This window comes from Fictibacillus sp. 18YEL24, from assembly GCF_015903855.1.
In the GTDB taxonomy this organism is placed as follows: Bacteria; Bacillota; Bacilli; order Bacillales; family Fictibacillaceae; genus Fictibacillus; species Fictibacillus phosphorivorans_C.
The window spans coordinates 120,532-136,339 of record NZ_JACZDT010000006.1 but is presented as its reverse complement, the minus strand read 5'-3'; the positions used below and the strand labels follow the sequence as shown (position 1 = coordinate 136,339).

Below are 15,808 nucleotides of genomic sequence, written 5' to 3'. Positions count from 1 at the left end.
TGTCCTTTCTAACTAAACGTATACTCAATTTTCACAGTGGCTGTAATCTTATTCTCACCTGGCTGTATAGGTGTTTCGGCACTTTGTGCATACATAACAGCCTGAAACGGAACAGGTCTAGGAGAGGATTGAGATACCTCTTGAACGTTGACCGGTACCGACCGAAGTGTAACTTGTAATGCTCTTGCCATAGAGATAGCTTTTTGCTGAGCATTCTGAATAGCTAGTGACAATGCTTGATTATAAAAGACATCAGGGTTTGAAACGGTGAATTGAATGGATGATACAGAATTAGCTCCGTTCGCTACCGCTTGATCGATTGCCTGCCCTGTTTGGCGAATATCTTTTACCGTTACCTGCAACTGGTGCTCTACACGATATGCTCTAAATTGCTGCTGACCATTTTCATAGTTATATTGAGGTTCAATTCGAAAACTAGATGTTTGAATATCGCTTTGAGAAATACCTAGTGACATAAGCGTTTGTATAACAGAAGCCGTTTTATCAGCATTCTCTTTTTGAGCCACACTTAAATTTGGGTTTTCTGTAATAACTCCTATTGTAAGAAGAGCTCGATCCGGAACAGCAGAAACAGAACCTTCACCGGATACTATTAAGCGATTAATCGTTGTGAGGTCATCTTGCTGCCTCATGCCTACATTTTGAAAACCTGGATGATTGTAATACATAAACAGACTCCTCCCGCCTAGTTAATCTTTATAAGCTATGAGAGTTTATGAGAGAAAAGAAGAGCATTTGAAGAGGGTATTTGGGGAAGTTTTGCTAGGTCAAGTGGACTTATGCTCGGTCGTGTGGTTTTATGATCATTCACGGGACGGTTATGCTCGTTCACGTGGTTTTATGATCGTTCGTGAAGATTTATGCTCGGTCATGGCCTTTTATGCTCGTTCCCGGACTTCTATGCTCGCTTATAGAATTTTATGATCGTTCGCTGCAATTACGCTCGTTCGCAACTAACACTACTATCCTTCTCCATAAAAAAAGCTGACATCCCGGGAGAATGCCAGCCTTTCCTTTCAAATTATATTTTAGAAATATAATTCATGAAGTTCTGAGAAGCAAATCCTCGGACTTCTTCTTCAGAATAATGTTTTAATAGCTCATTGATTAAGTTTTGAGTCATAGATGCATCTTCTAAATCCGTAATAAGTTGCGAGATGCCGTCAAAATCAGAGCCGAGGCCGATCTGTTTTACTCCGCCAAGTCCACAAAAATGGTCGATGTGCTTAATTAAGTCACTAATACTAGCTGCCCCTTCATTCTTCGTAAATGGCGGGTTATACACAACGTGCACGACTCCACCTTTACTAAACATCTCTTTAGCCATCTCATCCGTCAGGTTACGCGGATGGTCACACAGTACGCGTGAATTAGAATGACTGGCAAGCGGATAATCGGCAATCTCCATCACATCCCAAAAAGCACGATCACATAAATGAGATACATCGGTTAAAATTTTATTTTTGTTATTGAACGCTACAATTTCTTTTCCAAATACCGTCAGACCAGCTCCACGCGGTTCTTGTGCACCATCAGCTGCAAGATTCGCGTGATTCCATGTTAGACCGATCAAAAGAACACCGAGTTGATGCAGGATGCTTAACTTCGTAAGATCATCACCGATCGCATCCACTCCTTCAAGCGTAAGAACTGCTCCAATCTCTCCATCCTTCAATGTTTGAAAGTCGTGCCAGTTCTTCAAATGCTTCATCTCTGGATTTTTACCAAGAACCTCTTTATAGAAATAATCCACTTGCTGAAGAGCGGATTGAAATTTTTGATCGCTCGGAATAAAGGGTTCAATAAAAATCGCAAAGAACTGAACGTTCACTTTTCCCTTTTGCAGCCGTTTCTTATTTGTAGCAAGCTGTGGTGCATCTGCATAACTCAGCCTGCCTTCCGTTTCCCATAGTTTTAATAATGCATCGCAATGCAAGTCAATGACATTCATGTTGATCCCACCATTTCTTAGTTAAATAATCTCCATATCCCTAAAAGAATACGTTTAGTTGAAATTTATTTTTGTTATAATGTAAAGTATATCTTAGTTTACATATAAGGAAAGGCTTGATACGGGATGGAGAATAGTTCTTCTAATTTTATTAAAACAATCATCCAAAACGATCTGGAATCCGGAAAGCATAAGAAAGTCGTTACTCGTTTCCCTCCAGAACCTAATGGATATCTTCATATTGGACATGCAAAATCAATCGTAATCAACTTCGGACTTGCGGATGAGTTTGGTGGAGAAACAAATCTGCGCTTTGATGATACGAACCCATTAAAAGAAGACCAAGAATACGTTGATGCGATTAAGAACGACGTTGAGTGGCTTGGGTTTGAATGGGAGAACCTTCGCTTTGCTTCCGATTACTTTGAGGAAATGTATGCGCGTGCTGTACTTTTAATTAAAAAAGGAAAAGCATATGTGGATGACCTTACGGCTGATGAGATTCGTGAGTATCGCGGAACGTTGATAGAGCCAGGTAAAGAAAGCCCTTATCGCAACCGTTCTGTTGAAGAGAACTTAGATCTTTTTGATCGTATGCGTAAAGGCGAGTTTGAGAACGGACAAAAAGTACTTCGTGCAAAGATCGACATGAGTTCACCTAATATTAATTTACGCGACCCTGTCATTTATCGTGTCTCTCATGCTACCCACCACAATACAGGTGACACTTGGTGCATCTATCCAATGTATGCATTTGCGCACCCGATTGAGGATGCAATTGAGGGTGTAACACATTCGCTTTGTACCACTGAATTTGAAGATCAGCGCCCTCTTTACAACTGGGTTGTTGAAGAGTGTGAGATGGAGAGCCAGCCGCAGCAAATTGAGTTCGGCCGCTTAGGTCTAACGAATACGGTAATGAGTAAACGTAAATTGAAGCAGCTTGTAGATGAAGGCTATGTGGATGGATGGGATGATCCTCGCATGCCAACGATTTCTGGTTTACGCCGTAAAGGTTATACGCCTGAATCAATCGTTGAGTTTGTAAAAGCAGCCGGAGTTTCAAAAGGTTCTGGCGTAACCGACACAGCTATGCTTGAGCATTTTATCCGTGAAGATCTTAAGGTAAAAGCACCTCGTACGATGGGTATTGTTGATCCATTAAAAGTAGTAATCACAAACTACCCTGAAGGACAGGTTGAAATGTTAGACGCTGAGATCAACCCAGAAAACCCTGAAATGGGATCACGTCAGATTCCGTTCTCGCGTGAAATCTATATCGAGCGTGAGGATTTTATGGAAGATCCTCCGAAAAAGTATTTCCGTCTCTTCCCTGGTAACGAAGTACGCTTAAAGCACGCTTACTTCATTAAATGCGAAGATTTCATAAAAGATGAAAACGGTAATGTCGTTGAACTACATTGTACCTACGATGTGGAAACGAAATCCGGGTCAGGTTTTACAGGCCGTAAAGTAAAAGGAACACTTCACTGGGTAGAAGCGACACAAGCTGTACCTGCAGAGTTCCGTATTTTTGAGCCACTTATCTCAGATGCAGATATGGAAAAGGAAGAAGATAGCGAAGGCAAGACATTCTTGGATTACGTGAACAAAGATTCTCTTATCGTAAAACAAGGATTTATTGAAGCAAACATGAAGGACGCGAAACCTCAAGATAAATTCCAATTCTTCCGTCATGGCTACTTCAATGTTGATCCTAAGCATACATCAGATGATAAGATTGTTTTTAACGAAATTGTTTCACTGAAGAGTTCGTTTAAGCTTTAAATCTAATACAGAAAGAATAACTCCATGAAGTTTTTTCATGGAGTTTTCTTTGCGAGTCATCTTTATAAAATTGTAAATATCGTGCATTTTTATGTCTTGATTCTTGCCTTGATTAAAGTAGTTTTTAAATTCTTCAAAATCATGAGCTGTATTATATTGATAGCCGTATATCTTATGAAAAATTTGATGTGCTTCTTTATCTAAAATAATACCTAAACCATATTGTTCATGGAGTTTGTGTATTGTTTTTTCAATTTTTATTATATCCTTTTGAGTATAATAACTAATGCTACTTTGAATTTCTAAGTTATTAATAACTATAGCTTCTGTTAAAATTTTATTAAAAGGATAAGTATGATGTACTACAACATTACTACTCCCTGTCAAAGCACATTTGAAATTTCCTTTTTTCAGACTCTCTAATCTCCATACTTCCGTTGCTCCACGAAAGTATTCACCAATCTTAGTAATACCGCCTTTCCAATTGTGGTGTTTTTCACCTTTTATTGTTTTTAAGTATTCTATTCTACAAATCTTACAAGGTACTCTCTTTCTCTCAATAAGTTTATCTAACCTAACTTGCTGTATACCATAGTCTTTGTGTGTGTTACATATATATTTTAGTTTTTGTTTTCTATTATGATAATGTTCTTTCTCAATCAAGGTGGCTCCATACTTAATAAATAATTTTTCTAATTTTTTGTAATCGATTTTAATCTTACTTTTTTCAACAGCACATTCTTTACAACCTACACCTGATAAGAAATTATTCAACCTTATTATTTTTTTGCCAGACTCATAATGTTTTAAACAAAAATACTCTACTTTTGAGTGAGTATTTTTAATTTTTTGATTTACTAACAGTAAGTAACCCCGTTTCGAAAAAAGCTGTTCTAAATATTCAACATTGTCCTCAACTTTTATATTGGTCTCTTTTCGAATCAAAGGTTTCATCCCTGAATTTAATTTACTGATCATTTCATACTTACAATAGTGGCAAGAGTTTTTCTTAACATTAAAGCTTCTCCAAGTTGTTGACTGTATACCCTTTGTTTTATGATATTTACAATAATAATACAATTTTGAGTTATTATTCTCATATTCTCCTATATTTAATAATGTGTATCCTTTATTAGTAAACTCTGTTATTACTTTATTTCTCATTGCAATAGGCGATCCACTTCTCCTTCTACAATTTGAACAAAAACTATTTCCTTGAGCAAATGTTCTTTGTTTATAATATCGCCATTGCATTTCAAAGTATTTTTTACAGTTAGGCTCATCACAAATAAATAACACTTTCTTTGTACTCCCTGGTTTCAAGTCATTTACATCTACTTCAAACAAATTGCCTTGTGAGGACCATAAATACCCTTTACTTTCATACCAAGATCTAGTGTTATTTCTCCAGTAAACTTTCACTTTTTGAGGATACACCAACATATAAATCCCACCTATTTATAAAATTATTAATTAAATGTGACTTATTTTGAAGTAATATTCCTCTATTTATTTGTAATTGGAAGGCCTCTCTCCATATTGCAACTCTCTGATACTTAACCCAAAATCCATTTCTAAATGTGGATAATCTTTAAAACTTCCTTGAAAGTCTGCACCCGATTTAAATCCTAATTTTTTCGCAATCTCGATAACTTCCATCCAATCAGACTGTCCATTCTGGTTATCATCTCGTTCTAGATCCCAGACGACAGAACCATCATCCAGCTTAAGAGCAAAATCAATCGCTAGACCGTAGTTATGATAAGATTCGCCACCTTCAACATGAGTCACAATGGTTCCTTCTCTTGAACGGCCTTGTTCATACAGCCGATCCTGTTCGGCTGCGGATCGAAAATCATCGGTTATTACAATATTAATTCCTTTTTCGGACGCTTTTTGTATTAAAAGATCACGGTTCTCTGCCACGATCGGATGCAATTCAGTAGGCAGTGGTGTGTTCCTCTTTTTCCATTCCAATGTGATCAGATAAAAGATAGATGCAAGGACTGCGAGAAATAGTATACTTTTGAATATTTTCAATGAAACAAACTCCTTTTGTCATACAGCACTCTACCTACAGTTTATATCAACGAATGGATTGCGGAAAAGCAAACACTCTTTTAGGATCGTATTTTTGATTGATTCGTTGAAGCCTCTCCACATTTCTGCCAAAATACTCTTTTTCATAGTCTTTCAGTTCACTGTATGGAAAATTAACAAATGACCCTTTAGTGATGGTCTTCAAGTATCTAAACCTTTTTTCCACCCATCTTCTATTTTCTGCTACAACGGCTGGATCTTCCCATACGGATTGAATGCCTAAGATGTAGCGTGCTTTTCGGTAATAAAAAGCAGACTCTGTTTTATCAATATTTCGAATCTTACCTCCCATTGCATACACGGTGAGTGCTGCAAACACGGAACCTTCCGCACGCTTTTTCACTAGATTCACGATAGCTTCCACTTCTTCTCGATCGTATTCTTTATATACAAAGCGTCCAGTAGATTTAAACTTTTCATAGGGCGGATAGGTAGACTGCACTTCCGTAACAGCCTCTAAAAAGGTTAAAGATTTGGCAGAAATCTGAAATCCCTTTATTTTTTTATAAACATCTAACAGTTTCAATGCTTCTTCCTTTGTTCCATAAAAAAATCCCCTGCCAAACATAGCAAGTCCCTCAGACGCAGCGTTATACATGCTGGCATTCAAACACATTCGTTCATCTAAATTCACAAGCCATTTCTGCCATATTCGCAAAAACTTGCCTAGCTCTGTTGTTGTGGCACCAGGCTTATATAGCTCAAATAGTGTCACTTGTTCTACTTTAGGCGGCAGTTTGAACGTCATGGAAACGACCACTCCAAAATTTCCTCCTCCTGCACCTTTGCATGCCCAAAACAGATCACTATTTTCTCTTTCATTTACTTTAAGAACTTTACCTTTGTAGTTAATTAACTCCAGTTCTACCAAGCTGTCACAACCTAAACCGAATAATCGGCTAGAGAATCCCCATCCTGCACCAAGCACAAAACCACTTACGCCTACAGTTGGACAAGTTCCTCCTGGGAAGGGATATCCTCTAGAACCTACCGCTTGATAGAGATCTTTATTTTGAATACCTCCTTGAACGGTAACTGTTCCTTCTTCCTCATTAATGGCGACATCGTTCAACCGACTGATGTCGATGACCAAAACACCATTACCAGTCGAATAGCCTTCGTAATGATGACCCCCTGATCGAATTCTTATATCCTTACAATATTTTTGTGCCCACAAAATGGCATGACTTACATCTTCATATTCAGAACAATAGACAATAACACTAGGAAACTTTTGAATGGCTCTATTCCATTCTTGCCGTGCAGCTTCATATTGCGAATCATCAGGTAAAATTACTTCCCCCGTTAAACCCTCAAAAATGTCCATTCTCAACACCCTTTTAAGTAAATGAATTACATTTTAAAGTTTATGAGGAGGTGGCATGGACAAATTCTGATATGCAAAAATAATAAAAGACCAGGGTACCCTGGTCTTTATACATACATTTTTTTATTGTTGTGAACCGATTGCCTGAGAGAGGCTCGACTTTATGGAAACTTTCTCAAAGGATAATCCTAATTGAATAGCGGTCATTGCAATTTCTGGTCGAATGCCAGACAAGGTTGACTTTACTCCGATGAGACCAAGTGTTTCAATAAGAGAGAAAATCTGTTGCGCGACCATCGTATCAATAATTAAAACACCAGAGAGATCGATAAAAAGATGTGTGATCTCTTTTTCAGTACACTGTTCTAGCGTGTTTTCAACGATATACTTTGCTCTTTGTGTATCGATGACACCGATTAAAGGCAAAAGGCCCATATGATTGTTTAGTGCGATGACAGGTGAGCTTAGCTCGTTGATCATCTCTTGCTGCGCGATTAGTTTTTCCTCACTATATTTTTGGTTTTCTTCAACAAACCACGTCACAATTTTATTAAACGTATCAATGATAATTTCATTCCATGCATCGATGATTGTTTGTGGATATTCTCCTTGATGAAGATTAACGAATTCTTGTATAAGATTTAAATATTGCTTTTGTACATTGAAGAATTCTTTCATGATAACTGTTACGGGTGTGTTCAAATGCTCATCATCTTGAGCAATCATAAGCACCCATCTTTCGAAGTCTTTTAGAAACTTACCTTCTTCCGTTACAAAAACCTCACAAAAATGTTCGTGAAATTCGTGATTTTGTTTTTTAAGCGTTTCGATCGTCTTGGGATTTGTGGAAGCGTATACCCCCTTGGCCTTTGATTTATCAATTGATTGGTACCAATCTTCCGTCAACTGCCATGTTTTCTCCATTAAAAAAGAATGCAGCGCCTTATCTCTATGCATCTCTTTTCCACTCTCCCCATCTACCCTAATTTATCATTATTTTAATCTTCGTCCTTAGCATCCCAATCTTCTGGAATGGGTTCACTCAAGTACTCCTCAACCATCTTCTTATATTTTTCTAACTGTTCAAAATGAGTATTGAACTGTTCCTTATTAATAAGATGCTGGTCACCGTCAAAAATGGTACGGATTTTATTCTGCTGAACTAAGCTTTCAACTAACGCTTCAGGCATCGATAAATATTCAGCCGTTTCTTTTATTGTAAGATACATACTCATACATCCTGTCTAACTTTTGTTTAATCTTAGCTTACAGCAAGAACGGTATGGATTCAATATACCCTAATTAATAGCTTCTAAAATCTAATTGAAGGATTTTTTATTTTGTATTAAATGTTTTGTCATTAAAATGACAAAAAGGAGTAGGATTACATCTACAAATCCATATACCAAACCGTAACTACCAAGATGATAGAGGAAACTGCCTAATAGGGGTCCGATCGACATCCCCATATACCTGAAAAAGTTATACGCACCAATTGCTGTAGCACGATTGGATTGAAACTCTTGTGTAAGAAGAGCTGTTTGAACGGGTAATGACATCCCTAAGAAAAGACCGAAGAATGAGATCGAAAGAATCAATAAGATGAGCGATACGTTCGAGACTAGGATAAAGAAAAATAAAGAAACGACGTTCAAAAAGGCGGAGTATACGATCACTTTTCGTTCATTATATCTTCTCATTTTGCCGCCAATAAAGCTTCCCACTACAATTCCTAGTGATAGCGGGAGGAAAACCAAACCCTTTTGTTCTACAGACAATGAGTACCTTTCACTCATAATAGCGGGTAGAAATACCAAGAAGTTATACAGTGCGTAGTATTGAATAAATCCTAAACCGATTACGGTGTACCCTATACGGTTTTGCAGAATCGTAAGAAAATCTTTAAATCTGAAATTCTGTTTTTTTGTTGTACTTGGTTTTGTTTCGTTCAGAAAGATGAAATTTCCTGCAAAGATGATACATCCAACACAGATTAATGCAATAAAAATCATATGAAAATCAAATGAAGCACTTAAAAAACCACCAACTACAGGACCTAAAACTGGTCCTAGTGATACCAACATTTGAAAGGTTCCCATAGGTTGGATCCGCTCCTTCCCTTCGAACAGATCACCAATGACCGTTACGGCTACAACTGAACCCGCAGCAATTCCGATGGCTTGTAGAGAGCGAAACACTAAAAGAAATTCAATGGATGAAGAAAAATAACATCCGATCGTAGCCACTAAATAGATCAGGATGCCTGATAGCATCACTTTACGCCGTCCGATTGAATCCGTAAGTGGTCCATAAACCATCTGCATCAAAGCCAGGAAAATCGTATAGATCGAGATCGAAAAGTTAACCAAGAAAGGTGTTGTATGAAGTTCTTTCGTCACCTCAGGAATAAGAGGTACATATATCGTTTGAGAAAAAGGACCGAGAAACGCAGCAAGTGCAACAAGGTAGACTAACAATCTGCGGTGCTTCACAAATAAAAACTCCTATCATTTATAAAATAAAAAAGTCTGCTGAAAAAATTCAGTCAGACTCCCCTTACATTAACTTTTTAAATTATACACCTTGTGAAACACTTTTAATAAGATTTAGCTTGAAGCAGTAAATTGATCGTCTTTGAGCTTTTCAAGATCTTTTCTGTATTTTTCATGGTAGATTGCTGGTTTAATATCTCTTATGATATAAGCCAGAAAACTGATAAGAGGTGAAACTAACATGAACATAATAATATGAGCCAATAATTCCAATTCGAATGTTTCAGGTATATTTAGAATTCCATAATTCACTAACATCATTGCTATTACCCACTGAAGTATAAAAACCCCTGCAAATTTAAAGTAGAAACGTATTTTAAATTGTGATACCCCATAAAAGTAAAAAGTTAAAAAAATAGAAAATTTGAAGTAGAACGTTATTTTTGTTGGCCATGTCAATGTTTTGTCACTATTATATTCATTGTGAAAGAGAAGAAGAAAAAATACTATGATGATGAATTGACCCGTAAAAATCACCTTGTTTCCAAGTTTCTTTTTCACAAATAAATCTTCTTGCATAAGTCTTTTAGTCATTGCCAATGTATAAAGATTTGGCTTCTCAGTCGTCACTACCTTTAAACCAAGGTCTTTTAAAGAATCCTTTAAAATATAGGGTCGCCGATCAACCTCTTTTACCACAACATCTAAAAAATCTATTGCTGGAACCTCTGTCAACTCAAACACGGTAATTTCAAGCGGCACATTGTTCTCCTGTAAATTTAGAAGCCATGGGTAGAGCTCTTCTTCTCTATAATCTGCGAATCGAAATACATCTAGTTTCCCATCTTCTTTTCGATAAACAATATTCAGTGTTATATATTTATAGTAACGTGTTTTCGTATCAAGGGAATTGGTTTGATATATACTTTCTGATAATGGCGAGATCAGACATTTAATAGCACTTGAGAAACGAAATTCTGAACGCTGTATCTCGTTGGTTTCTAGATTTGTTTTTGTCGTTACATACCCCTTGTCAGTAAGCTCCCAATCCGTTACATTTCTGGACTGCTTTATAGATCCTATTAACATGTATAGGATAATACCAATCAAAAATAATGAAACTAGCAATAATATAGAACCTAAGACAGGTTGACTTTCCAACATTTCAATTGCTTCCTTGGTGATTAATGCAGTCATACCACCCAAAAATAGTATAAATCCAAATAATATTATCCAATGATACCAAAGAAATCTGTCCGTATATTTTCCATTTTTCCCGTGCATAACTACCTCACTTTGACCAAATTTTAAATCTTTAACATTAGTTTATCTGACTGACCACGTGAAACACAGGCTAAAATACAATTTTGCTCCTTCTTTTGTTGTGCACTAAGAAAATCATCTAAATGTTCAACCTTTCCTTCAGCGACTGGAATTTCACACGTACCACATCTACCTACTCTACACGAGTACAGAATATCAATACCATTTGCTAACAATACTTCTAGAAGTGTTTGATTCTCTTCTACTGTTAATTCACTCCCATTATTAAGCACAACCTTAAATGGCTTCATATGCTTAATCCGAGTTGGTAAAAATCGCTCATAATGCACTGTAGTTTCAGGATATCCTAGCTCCCATGCTGCTGTCCTAAACTGCTCAATAAATCCTTCAGGTCCACAAAAATAAACATAGGTTCCGATTGGATGATTTTCTAAGGAAGTGGTTTGTAAACGTTGATGTTGATCGGAAAAGTAAAAGTGGCTTTGATTCGGATAATGTTTTTTTATGTATGAATGAAAAACACAGCTCTCCTCAGATTTAGAGGCGTAATGAAGTTCAAAGGTTTGTCTGTTAGTTGAGATATCCTGCATCATAGAAAGGAATGGGGTAATACCGATGCCTGCCGCGTAAAACACGTGATGTCTCGCTTTAAAGCTAAGAGAAAAATGATTGTTGGGGTAACTGATCTGAAGTCGATCTCCCACTTTCATACCCTGATGCCAGTGGAGTGAACCACCTTTAGAATTTTCACTTAATCGAACAGCAATTTCATAATTGGAACGCTTGTCTGGATGACTTACTAGAGAATATTGTCTCACAATGAGTCCTGACGGTGTTTTTAGGTAAGTAGAAATATGTGCCCCTCCACTAAATCTTGGAAGTTCCTTTCCCGTTTCTGGGAACAGCGTAAACTTCTTAACCTGCTTCGTTATCTTTTCTATAGATGAAACCCGTACGAATAAAGTAGGTTCAATAGACAAATAGACTCACTCCTAACCTGTAGCTGGATAGCCTAAAAATGCATGGTAAAGTTCAGAATAGTGGTCTGACACTTCAAGCTTTAATTCACATTGATGGCAAGTTAATCCAGTTTGTTGTTCTTCTGCTCTGTTCAGTTCATGACAACGGCAACAGAATATACTAATCCACTTCTCACCATAACCAAAATATTGAGTCTCATCACTCGAGAAGCCGATACGTTTTGCCATCATTTGCACGGTATGAAGTTCAGAATAGGGCAGCTCCACATAGAGAAAAGTTCCCATCTTTTGCTTACTTAGAAATTCTTCTAGGCACTCTCTTTTTTTAGCAGAAAAATGATACCACTCATAAGCCAACTTCTCTTTCTTCACGTGTTCGAACACACTACTTAAAACCCTTAATCCATGCTCATCTGAACAAAATATATATTTTCTTTTTCCTTCAATAAAGACTGCATCCATACTCATAACGTCTTCACCTGTTGAAGCTGTTTCTCCAAGTACTTCAACACAGCTTTTTTGTAGGTTGAGATTCCCCTGTATTCTACAATATGGTCAGGAAGTTCAGATAGGATTTCGTAAAATTGCTGCAGCCATTCTATGTTTGTTGCTAGTTGTTCCAGAGCCAGCAAATGTGTGTGGATGGAAAAGAGAATACTGTTTGTACGTGGTAGCCTGAATAACTTCTGCACCTCTACTCGAATATGGACAAGCTCACCTGCGTTCTCACTTGTGACCTGTTTACGGAGAGGTCCCCACTGATCAAAGGTTTCAAGCGATGTATCAAGTCGATCACCTGCCATAAGCGACCAATTCAAACGTTCCCAAGGTGTTCCTGCTTCAAGCCTCATAAGAAACTGTAGAATTCGTTGATCTAGCCCTTCTTCCTTAAAGCCTGGAATAGGATGATGAATGCTTTTAAATTTCATTCCTATGTTAAAAGCGAGAGACCAGTTGGCAGGAAAACAAAGCTGTCCTGCATCTAAATACAGATTATCGTCACGCTGTCTCATGTAAATGAGATCTTCTTGCACATGCTGACTAATAAAGAACAACGGTTCACATGGAAGAGAGTTTTTCTCACCAAAAATAAATTCCTTCTTTTCATCCAATATTTTATTGGTAAATATCCAACTATTATTCTCTTTTTCGATTGAAAAATCTTGTGGGTACTTTGAAACTAAGTGATCGATCACGATCTCAACAATCTCCCACTGCCCTGTAATAGAATGTGGCAGCGATTGATAACAACGTTCAGGGTGATCACTCAATAGTTTTCGCTTGAATAGCATCTCTTTTTTGTAACTGGAGGTAACCTCTATGCAATAAGGCTGTTTCATGGGGATTGAATTGTTGGAATAACGATACGTTGAACCTTTAAACGGATAAGGAAAATGTGCAAGATCACCTGTCCATTTCATGCCTTCACCCTTTACAGAATATTCTTATAATTCATTGTAAAGAAAATTCATGTTCTTGGAAAGGAAAAAGAAGAGAACTAACTTTTAACAAGTCAGCTCTCCTCCCTCTTATCCGGATAATCACACAGCTCAATAATCTGTCCTTGTGAATGCGCAGGATTCATATAAATCAACCTTCTGCCAAAAGGATTTGTTCGATACGTATCTTTTAAAAAGGTATACCCTCTAGCTTCAAAGTCATCAATCGTTTGAAGAAGATCGTCCACTTCATAAGCCAAGTGATGCACACCCTTTCCCTTCTGTCGGATGAACCGCTCGATCGGAGATGTTTTACTCGTAGGTTCAAGAAGTTCAATCACCTGGTTTTCAAGCTCAATCACGGCAATGTGAGTCTCTACTCCAGGCTTTTCACTCGTATATCGTTCAGTCAGCTTTCCGCCTAGTACATTCGTATAAAATTCAATTGCTTCATCTATTCGTCTAACTGCAATTCCGGTATGGTCTAGTCTCATCACGTTCACCTCATTTAACTAGCATTATAGAGGGTTGTAGAAATTTAAGCAAAAAGGCAGTCCTATTAAGAAAGGACCACCTCCACATATTATTTGATTCTAATTTTTTCGTTACCTTTAATCCACTCCGGATAAAAACTTAAGTCAATGGTTAGAGGATTTTGGGAGCGATCTATTGGAGGCAGCTCTATGCCTAGTCGGGATGTACCTTTTTCTTCTTCAGTGCCCATGGACTGCGAGTTCACTTCAATTTCTTTACCTTGAGCATCAGTTATTGTACTAAAAATCGCAGAACGGAAAGGTTTTTTCGTATGCAGATCAAAGATAAGTCGCCCATCTTCTTTCCTTAGATTTCTCAACTTGTTTCCATAGGGTTGTTTTAAAATCTTCATCTTTTCTGTATCCACCACAATGACTGCATTCTCTTTATCGATAGCTTGAGCACTATTTAAGACCAGATACAATTCTTTTGGTTCTTTAAAATAGTTACTTTGCAAATAAACTTCTCGCTCAGTGTCTTTATCACCTGACCCTGTTATACCATTTGCTATATTACCCCACACCTCATTATTTTCATCAACTAATCGTAGGTCATCAAGCTGCAGGATGTATTTTTCATTTTCATCGTTCATCTTTAATTTCACAACAGCTCGTAATGGATAAATGGTTACCTTCTCAATATTGATTTTTTGACCTTCTAAGTCCATCGTTTGTTGGACTGCATATTCTTTTTTCTTCTTAAATTCATTAAGTTTTAAATTGATTGTAAAATTCATATCCTTTATTTTGAGATCTACGATATATTCTTTTGCTTCAATAGGAACTTCAAAAAAATATTCAATTTCTCCACTAAACTTAGACTCTCCTTTATCTGATGAATGGGCATCACCGAAAGAATTATATGCTTCATCCAGTGCGGTTCCGTCTTTCGCTCTGATCTTTACATCATCAAACATTACCTCTTTTAATTTTTCTTTTGATTCAATCGAATAAAAAAGCACCATGCCCATTTCGTCTGCTATCGTTCCATCAATGGTAACTTTCAACCCATCTTTTTCGTCTGATACGCCTTGTTTTTGATAATATTTTTTTTCAACAGCTGCCATTCTTCCTTTATCATCACGAATCATACTCACTATTTTTTCCATGCCTGGTATTTCAGAAATGTAATTAGCTAAAGCCGGTGAATTCTTAATAGAAGAAAATAATCCAATGAGTAAAAGAGCTGCCGCTATAAAACCAAAAGCACTTCTTTTCTTCATTCTAGATTTCCGCTCTTCTGCTTTTGCCTTTTGAAAACCAGTTGATATCGCCTGATCAATAGATTCTAGTGAAATTGGTATATTTTCATACTCTTTCTTTAAATCGTTCAGTTGTTCTTTCTCTCTTTCAAACATGTAGATTACCTCCTTTCTCCTCTAACTTTTCTCTTAATGCTCGTAACGCTTTATTCAGCCACGTTTTAACCGTTCCTTCTGGACACTGCATGATGGTTGCTATATCTTTTATCTTTACGTCATTAAAATATTTTAAAGTAAGGATTTCACGTGACCTATCGTCTAAATCTAACATCGCGTCCTTCAGCTCTAATTGTGAGTGATTCTCTGAAAATCCTAACGAATTTAAGATTTCATCATTCCTGACTACTCGCTTTTTGTGTTTCAACTGATCATTACAATAGTTGATCATAATTCGGATTAACCATGTTTTGAAATAGACCTCGTTTTTTAACTTTTTTATGTTTTTGTAAGCACGATACGTTACTTCTTGCATAGCCTCGAGGGCTTCTTCTTCATTGCGCAAAAAAGATAGAGCTGTCTTATATAAATCGACTTTATACGTTTGAATCAATTGTAAAAACGCCTCGTCGTTTCCTTTTATCGCTTTCTTCACTAACTGTTCTGTCTCCAATTTCTAGCCTCCTGACCCTTA

General features: G+C 37.1%; 16 protein-coding genes. 1 reads left to right on the top strand and 15 read right to left on the bottom strand.

Translation table 11 applies throughout. From position 1 onward, the window contains the following. Nucleotides 1-8: 8 nt before the first annotated feature. Nucleotides 9-689, bottom strand: coding sequence for an SIMPL domain-containing protein (locus tag HU823_RS18285; RefSeq protein WP_197222958.1), 681 nt, complete (start codon nucleotides 687-689; stop codon nucleotides 9-11). Between the two features lie 353 nt (nucleotides 690-1,042). Further along, nucleotides 1,043-1,972, bottom strand: a complete 930-nt coding sequence (locus tag HU823_RS18280; protein ID WP_144704157.1) for a dipeptidase — start codon at nucleotides 1,970-1,972, stop codon at nucleotides 1,043-1,045. Nucleotides 1,973-2,098: 126 nt separating this feature from the next. Between HU823_RS18280 and HU823_RS18275 the strand changes: the two genes are divergently transcribed. Beyond that, nucleotides 2,099-3,760, top strand: a complete 1,662-nt coding sequence (locus HU823_RS18275; RefSeq protein ID WP_197222957.1) for a glutamine--tRNA ligase/YqeY domain fusion protein — start codon at nucleotides 2,099-2,101, stop codon at nucleotides 3,758-3,760. Here the strand turns inward: HU823_RS18275 and HU823_RS18270 are convergent. The 13 genes from HU823_RS18270 to HU823_RS18210 all read right to left on the bottom strand — a co-directional run bounded on the left by HU823_RS18270 (nucleotide 3,734) and on the right by HU823_RS18210 (nucleotide 15,787). Further along, nucleotides 3,734-5,203, bottom strand: coding sequence for a hypothetical protein (locus HU823_RS18270; RefSeq protein ID WP_197222956.1), 1,470 nt, complete (start codon nucleotides 5,201-5,203; stop codon nucleotides 3,734-3,736). The genes HU823_RS18275 and HU823_RS18270 overlap by 27 nt on opposite strands. Nucleotides 5,204-5,269: 66 nt before the next feature. Next, a complete protein-coding gene (locus tag HU823_RS18265) occupies nucleotides 5,270-5,800 on the bottom strand; it encodes a M15 family metallopeptidase (protein ID WP_197222955.1) in 531 nt (176 codons plus the stop codon). Nucleotides 5,801-5,846: 46 nt separating this feature from the next. Next, nucleotides 5,847-7,187: an FAD-binding oxidoreductase gene (locus HU823_RS18260; RefSeq protein WP_197222954.1), complete on the bottom strand. Its 1,341-nt coding sequence runs from the start codon at nucleotides 7,185-7,187 to the stop codon at nucleotides 5,847-5,849. Between the two features lie 123 nt (nucleotides 7,188-7,310). Next, nucleotides 7,311-8,144 carry an STAS domain-containing protein gene (locus HU823_RS18255; RefSeq protein ID WP_144704183.1) on the bottom strand — a complete coding sequence of 278 codons (834 nt, stop codon included), beginning with the start codon at nucleotides 8,142-8,144 and terminating at the stop codon, nucleotides 7,311-7,313. Between the two features lie 41 nt (nucleotides 8,145-8,185). Next, complete coding sequence (locus HU823_RS18250; RefSeq protein WP_144704186.1) at nucleotides 8,186-8,416, bottom strand: excisionase family DNA-binding protein; 231 nt, start codon at nucleotides 8,414-8,416, stop codon at nucleotides 8,186-8,188. A 90-nt stretch (nucleotides 8,417-8,506) separates the two neighbouring features. Next, nucleotides 8,507-9,679, bottom strand: coding sequence for an MFS transporter (locus tag HU823_RS18245; RefSeq protein ID WP_197222953.1), 1,173 nt, complete (start codon nucleotides 9,677-9,679; stop codon nucleotides 8,507-8,509). Nucleotides 9,680-9,793: 114 nt separating this feature from the next. Continuing rightward, nucleotides 9,794-10,963, bottom strand: a complete 1,170-nt coding sequence (locus HU823_RS18240) for a hypothetical protein (protein WP_197222952.1) — start codon at nucleotides 10,961-10,963, stop codon at nucleotides 9,794-9,796. A gap of 23 nt (nucleotides 10,964-10,986) precedes the next feature. Next, nucleotides 10,987-11,943 (bottom strand): PDR/VanB family oxidoreductase, encoded by a 957-nt coding sequence (locus HU823_RS18235; protein ID WP_197222951.1) that lies wholly within the window; start codon nucleotides 11,941-11,943, stop codon nucleotides 10,987-10,989. A 12-nt stretch (nucleotides 11,944-11,955) separates the two neighbouring features. Then, complete coding sequence (locus HU823_RS18230) at nucleotides 11,956-12,411, bottom strand: dimethylamine monooxygenase subunit DmmA family protein (RefSeq protein ID WP_197222950.1); 456 nt, start codon at nucleotides 12,409-12,411, stop codon at nucleotides 11,956-11,958. Then, entirely contained in the window at nucleotides 12,408-13,364 is a 957-nt protein-coding gene (locus tag HU823_RS18225; protein ID WP_197222949.1) for a heme-dependent oxidative N-demethylase family protein, read from the bottom strand. Before HU823_RS18225 ends, HU823_RS18230 begins: the two co-directional genes overlap by 4 nt. A 92-nt stretch (nucleotides 13,365-13,456) precedes the next feature. Beyond that, nucleotides 13,457-13,876 (bottom strand): VOC family protein, encoded by a 420-nt coding sequence (locus tag HU823_RS18220; RefSeq protein ID WP_137791464.1) that lies wholly within the window; start codon nucleotides 13,874-13,876, stop codon nucleotides 13,457-13,459. Between the two features lie 89 nt (nucleotides 13,877-13,965). Further along, complete coding sequence (locus tag HU823_RS18215; RefSeq protein WP_197222948.1) at nucleotides 13,966-15,273, bottom strand: DUF4179 domain-containing protein; 1,308 nt, start codon at nucleotides 15,271-15,273, stop codon at nucleotides 13,966-13,968. Next, nucleotides 15,266-15,787, bottom strand: a complete 522-nt coding sequence (locus HU823_RS18210; RefSeq protein ID WP_197222947.1) for a sigma-70 family RNA polymerase sigma factor — start codon at nucleotides 15,785-15,787, stop codon at nucleotides 15,266-15,268. The genes HU823_RS18215 and HU823_RS18210 overlap by 8 nt, the downstream gene beginning before the upstream one ends. Nucleotides 15,788-15,808: the final 21 nt, after the last annotated feature.

Bases quoted from the DNA above. Each gene is read 5' to 3' on its own strand.
- HU823_RS18270 (WP_197222956.1), bottom strand. From the start codon at position 5,203: ATGTTGGTGTATCCTCAAAAAGTGAAAGTTTACTGGAGAAATAACACT.
- HU823_RS18225 (WP_197222949.1), bottom strand. From the start codon at position 13,364: ATGAAATGGACAGGTGATCTTGCACATTTTCCTTATCCGTTTAAAGGT.
- HU823_RS18260 (WP_197222954.1), bottom strand. From the start codon at position 7,187: ATGGACATTTTTGAGGGTTTAACGGGGGAAGTAATTTTACCTGATGAT.
- HU823_RS18285 (WP_197222958.1), bottom strand. From the start codon at position 689: ATGTATTACAATCATCCAGGTTTTCAAAATGTAGGCATGAGGCAGCAA.
- HU823_RS18275 (WP_197222957.1), top strand. From the start codon at position 2,099: ATGGAGAATAGTTCTTCTAATTTTATTAAAACAATCATCCAAAACGAT.
- HU823_RS18230 (WP_197222950.1), bottom strand. From the start codon at position 12,411: ATGAGTATGGATGCAGTCTTTATTGAAGGAAAAAGAAAATATATATTT.
- HU823_RS18250 (WP_144704186.1), bottom strand. From the start codon at position 8,416: ATGTATCTTACAATAAAAGAAACGGCTGAATATTTATCGATGCCTGAA.
- HU823_RS18240 (WP_197222952.1), bottom strand. From the start codon at position 10,963: ATGCACGGGAAAAATGGAAAATATACGGACAGATTTCTTTGGTATCAT.
- HU823_RS18255 (WP_144704183.1), bottom strand. From the start codon at position 8,144: ATGCATAGAGATAAGGCGCTGCATTCTTTTTTAATGGAGAAAACATGG.
- HU823_RS18215 (WP_197222948.1), bottom strand. From the start codon at position 15,273: ATGTTTGAAAGAGAGAAAGAACAACTGAACGATTTAAAGAAAGAGTAT.
- HU823_RS18220 (WP_137791464.1), bottom strand. From the start codon at position 13,876: ATGAGACTAGACCATACCGGAATTGCAGTTAGACGAATAGATGAAGCA.
- HU823_RS18280 (WP_144704157.1), bottom strand. From the start codon at position 1,972: ATGAATGTCATTGACTTGCATTGCGATGCATTATTAAAACTATGGGAA.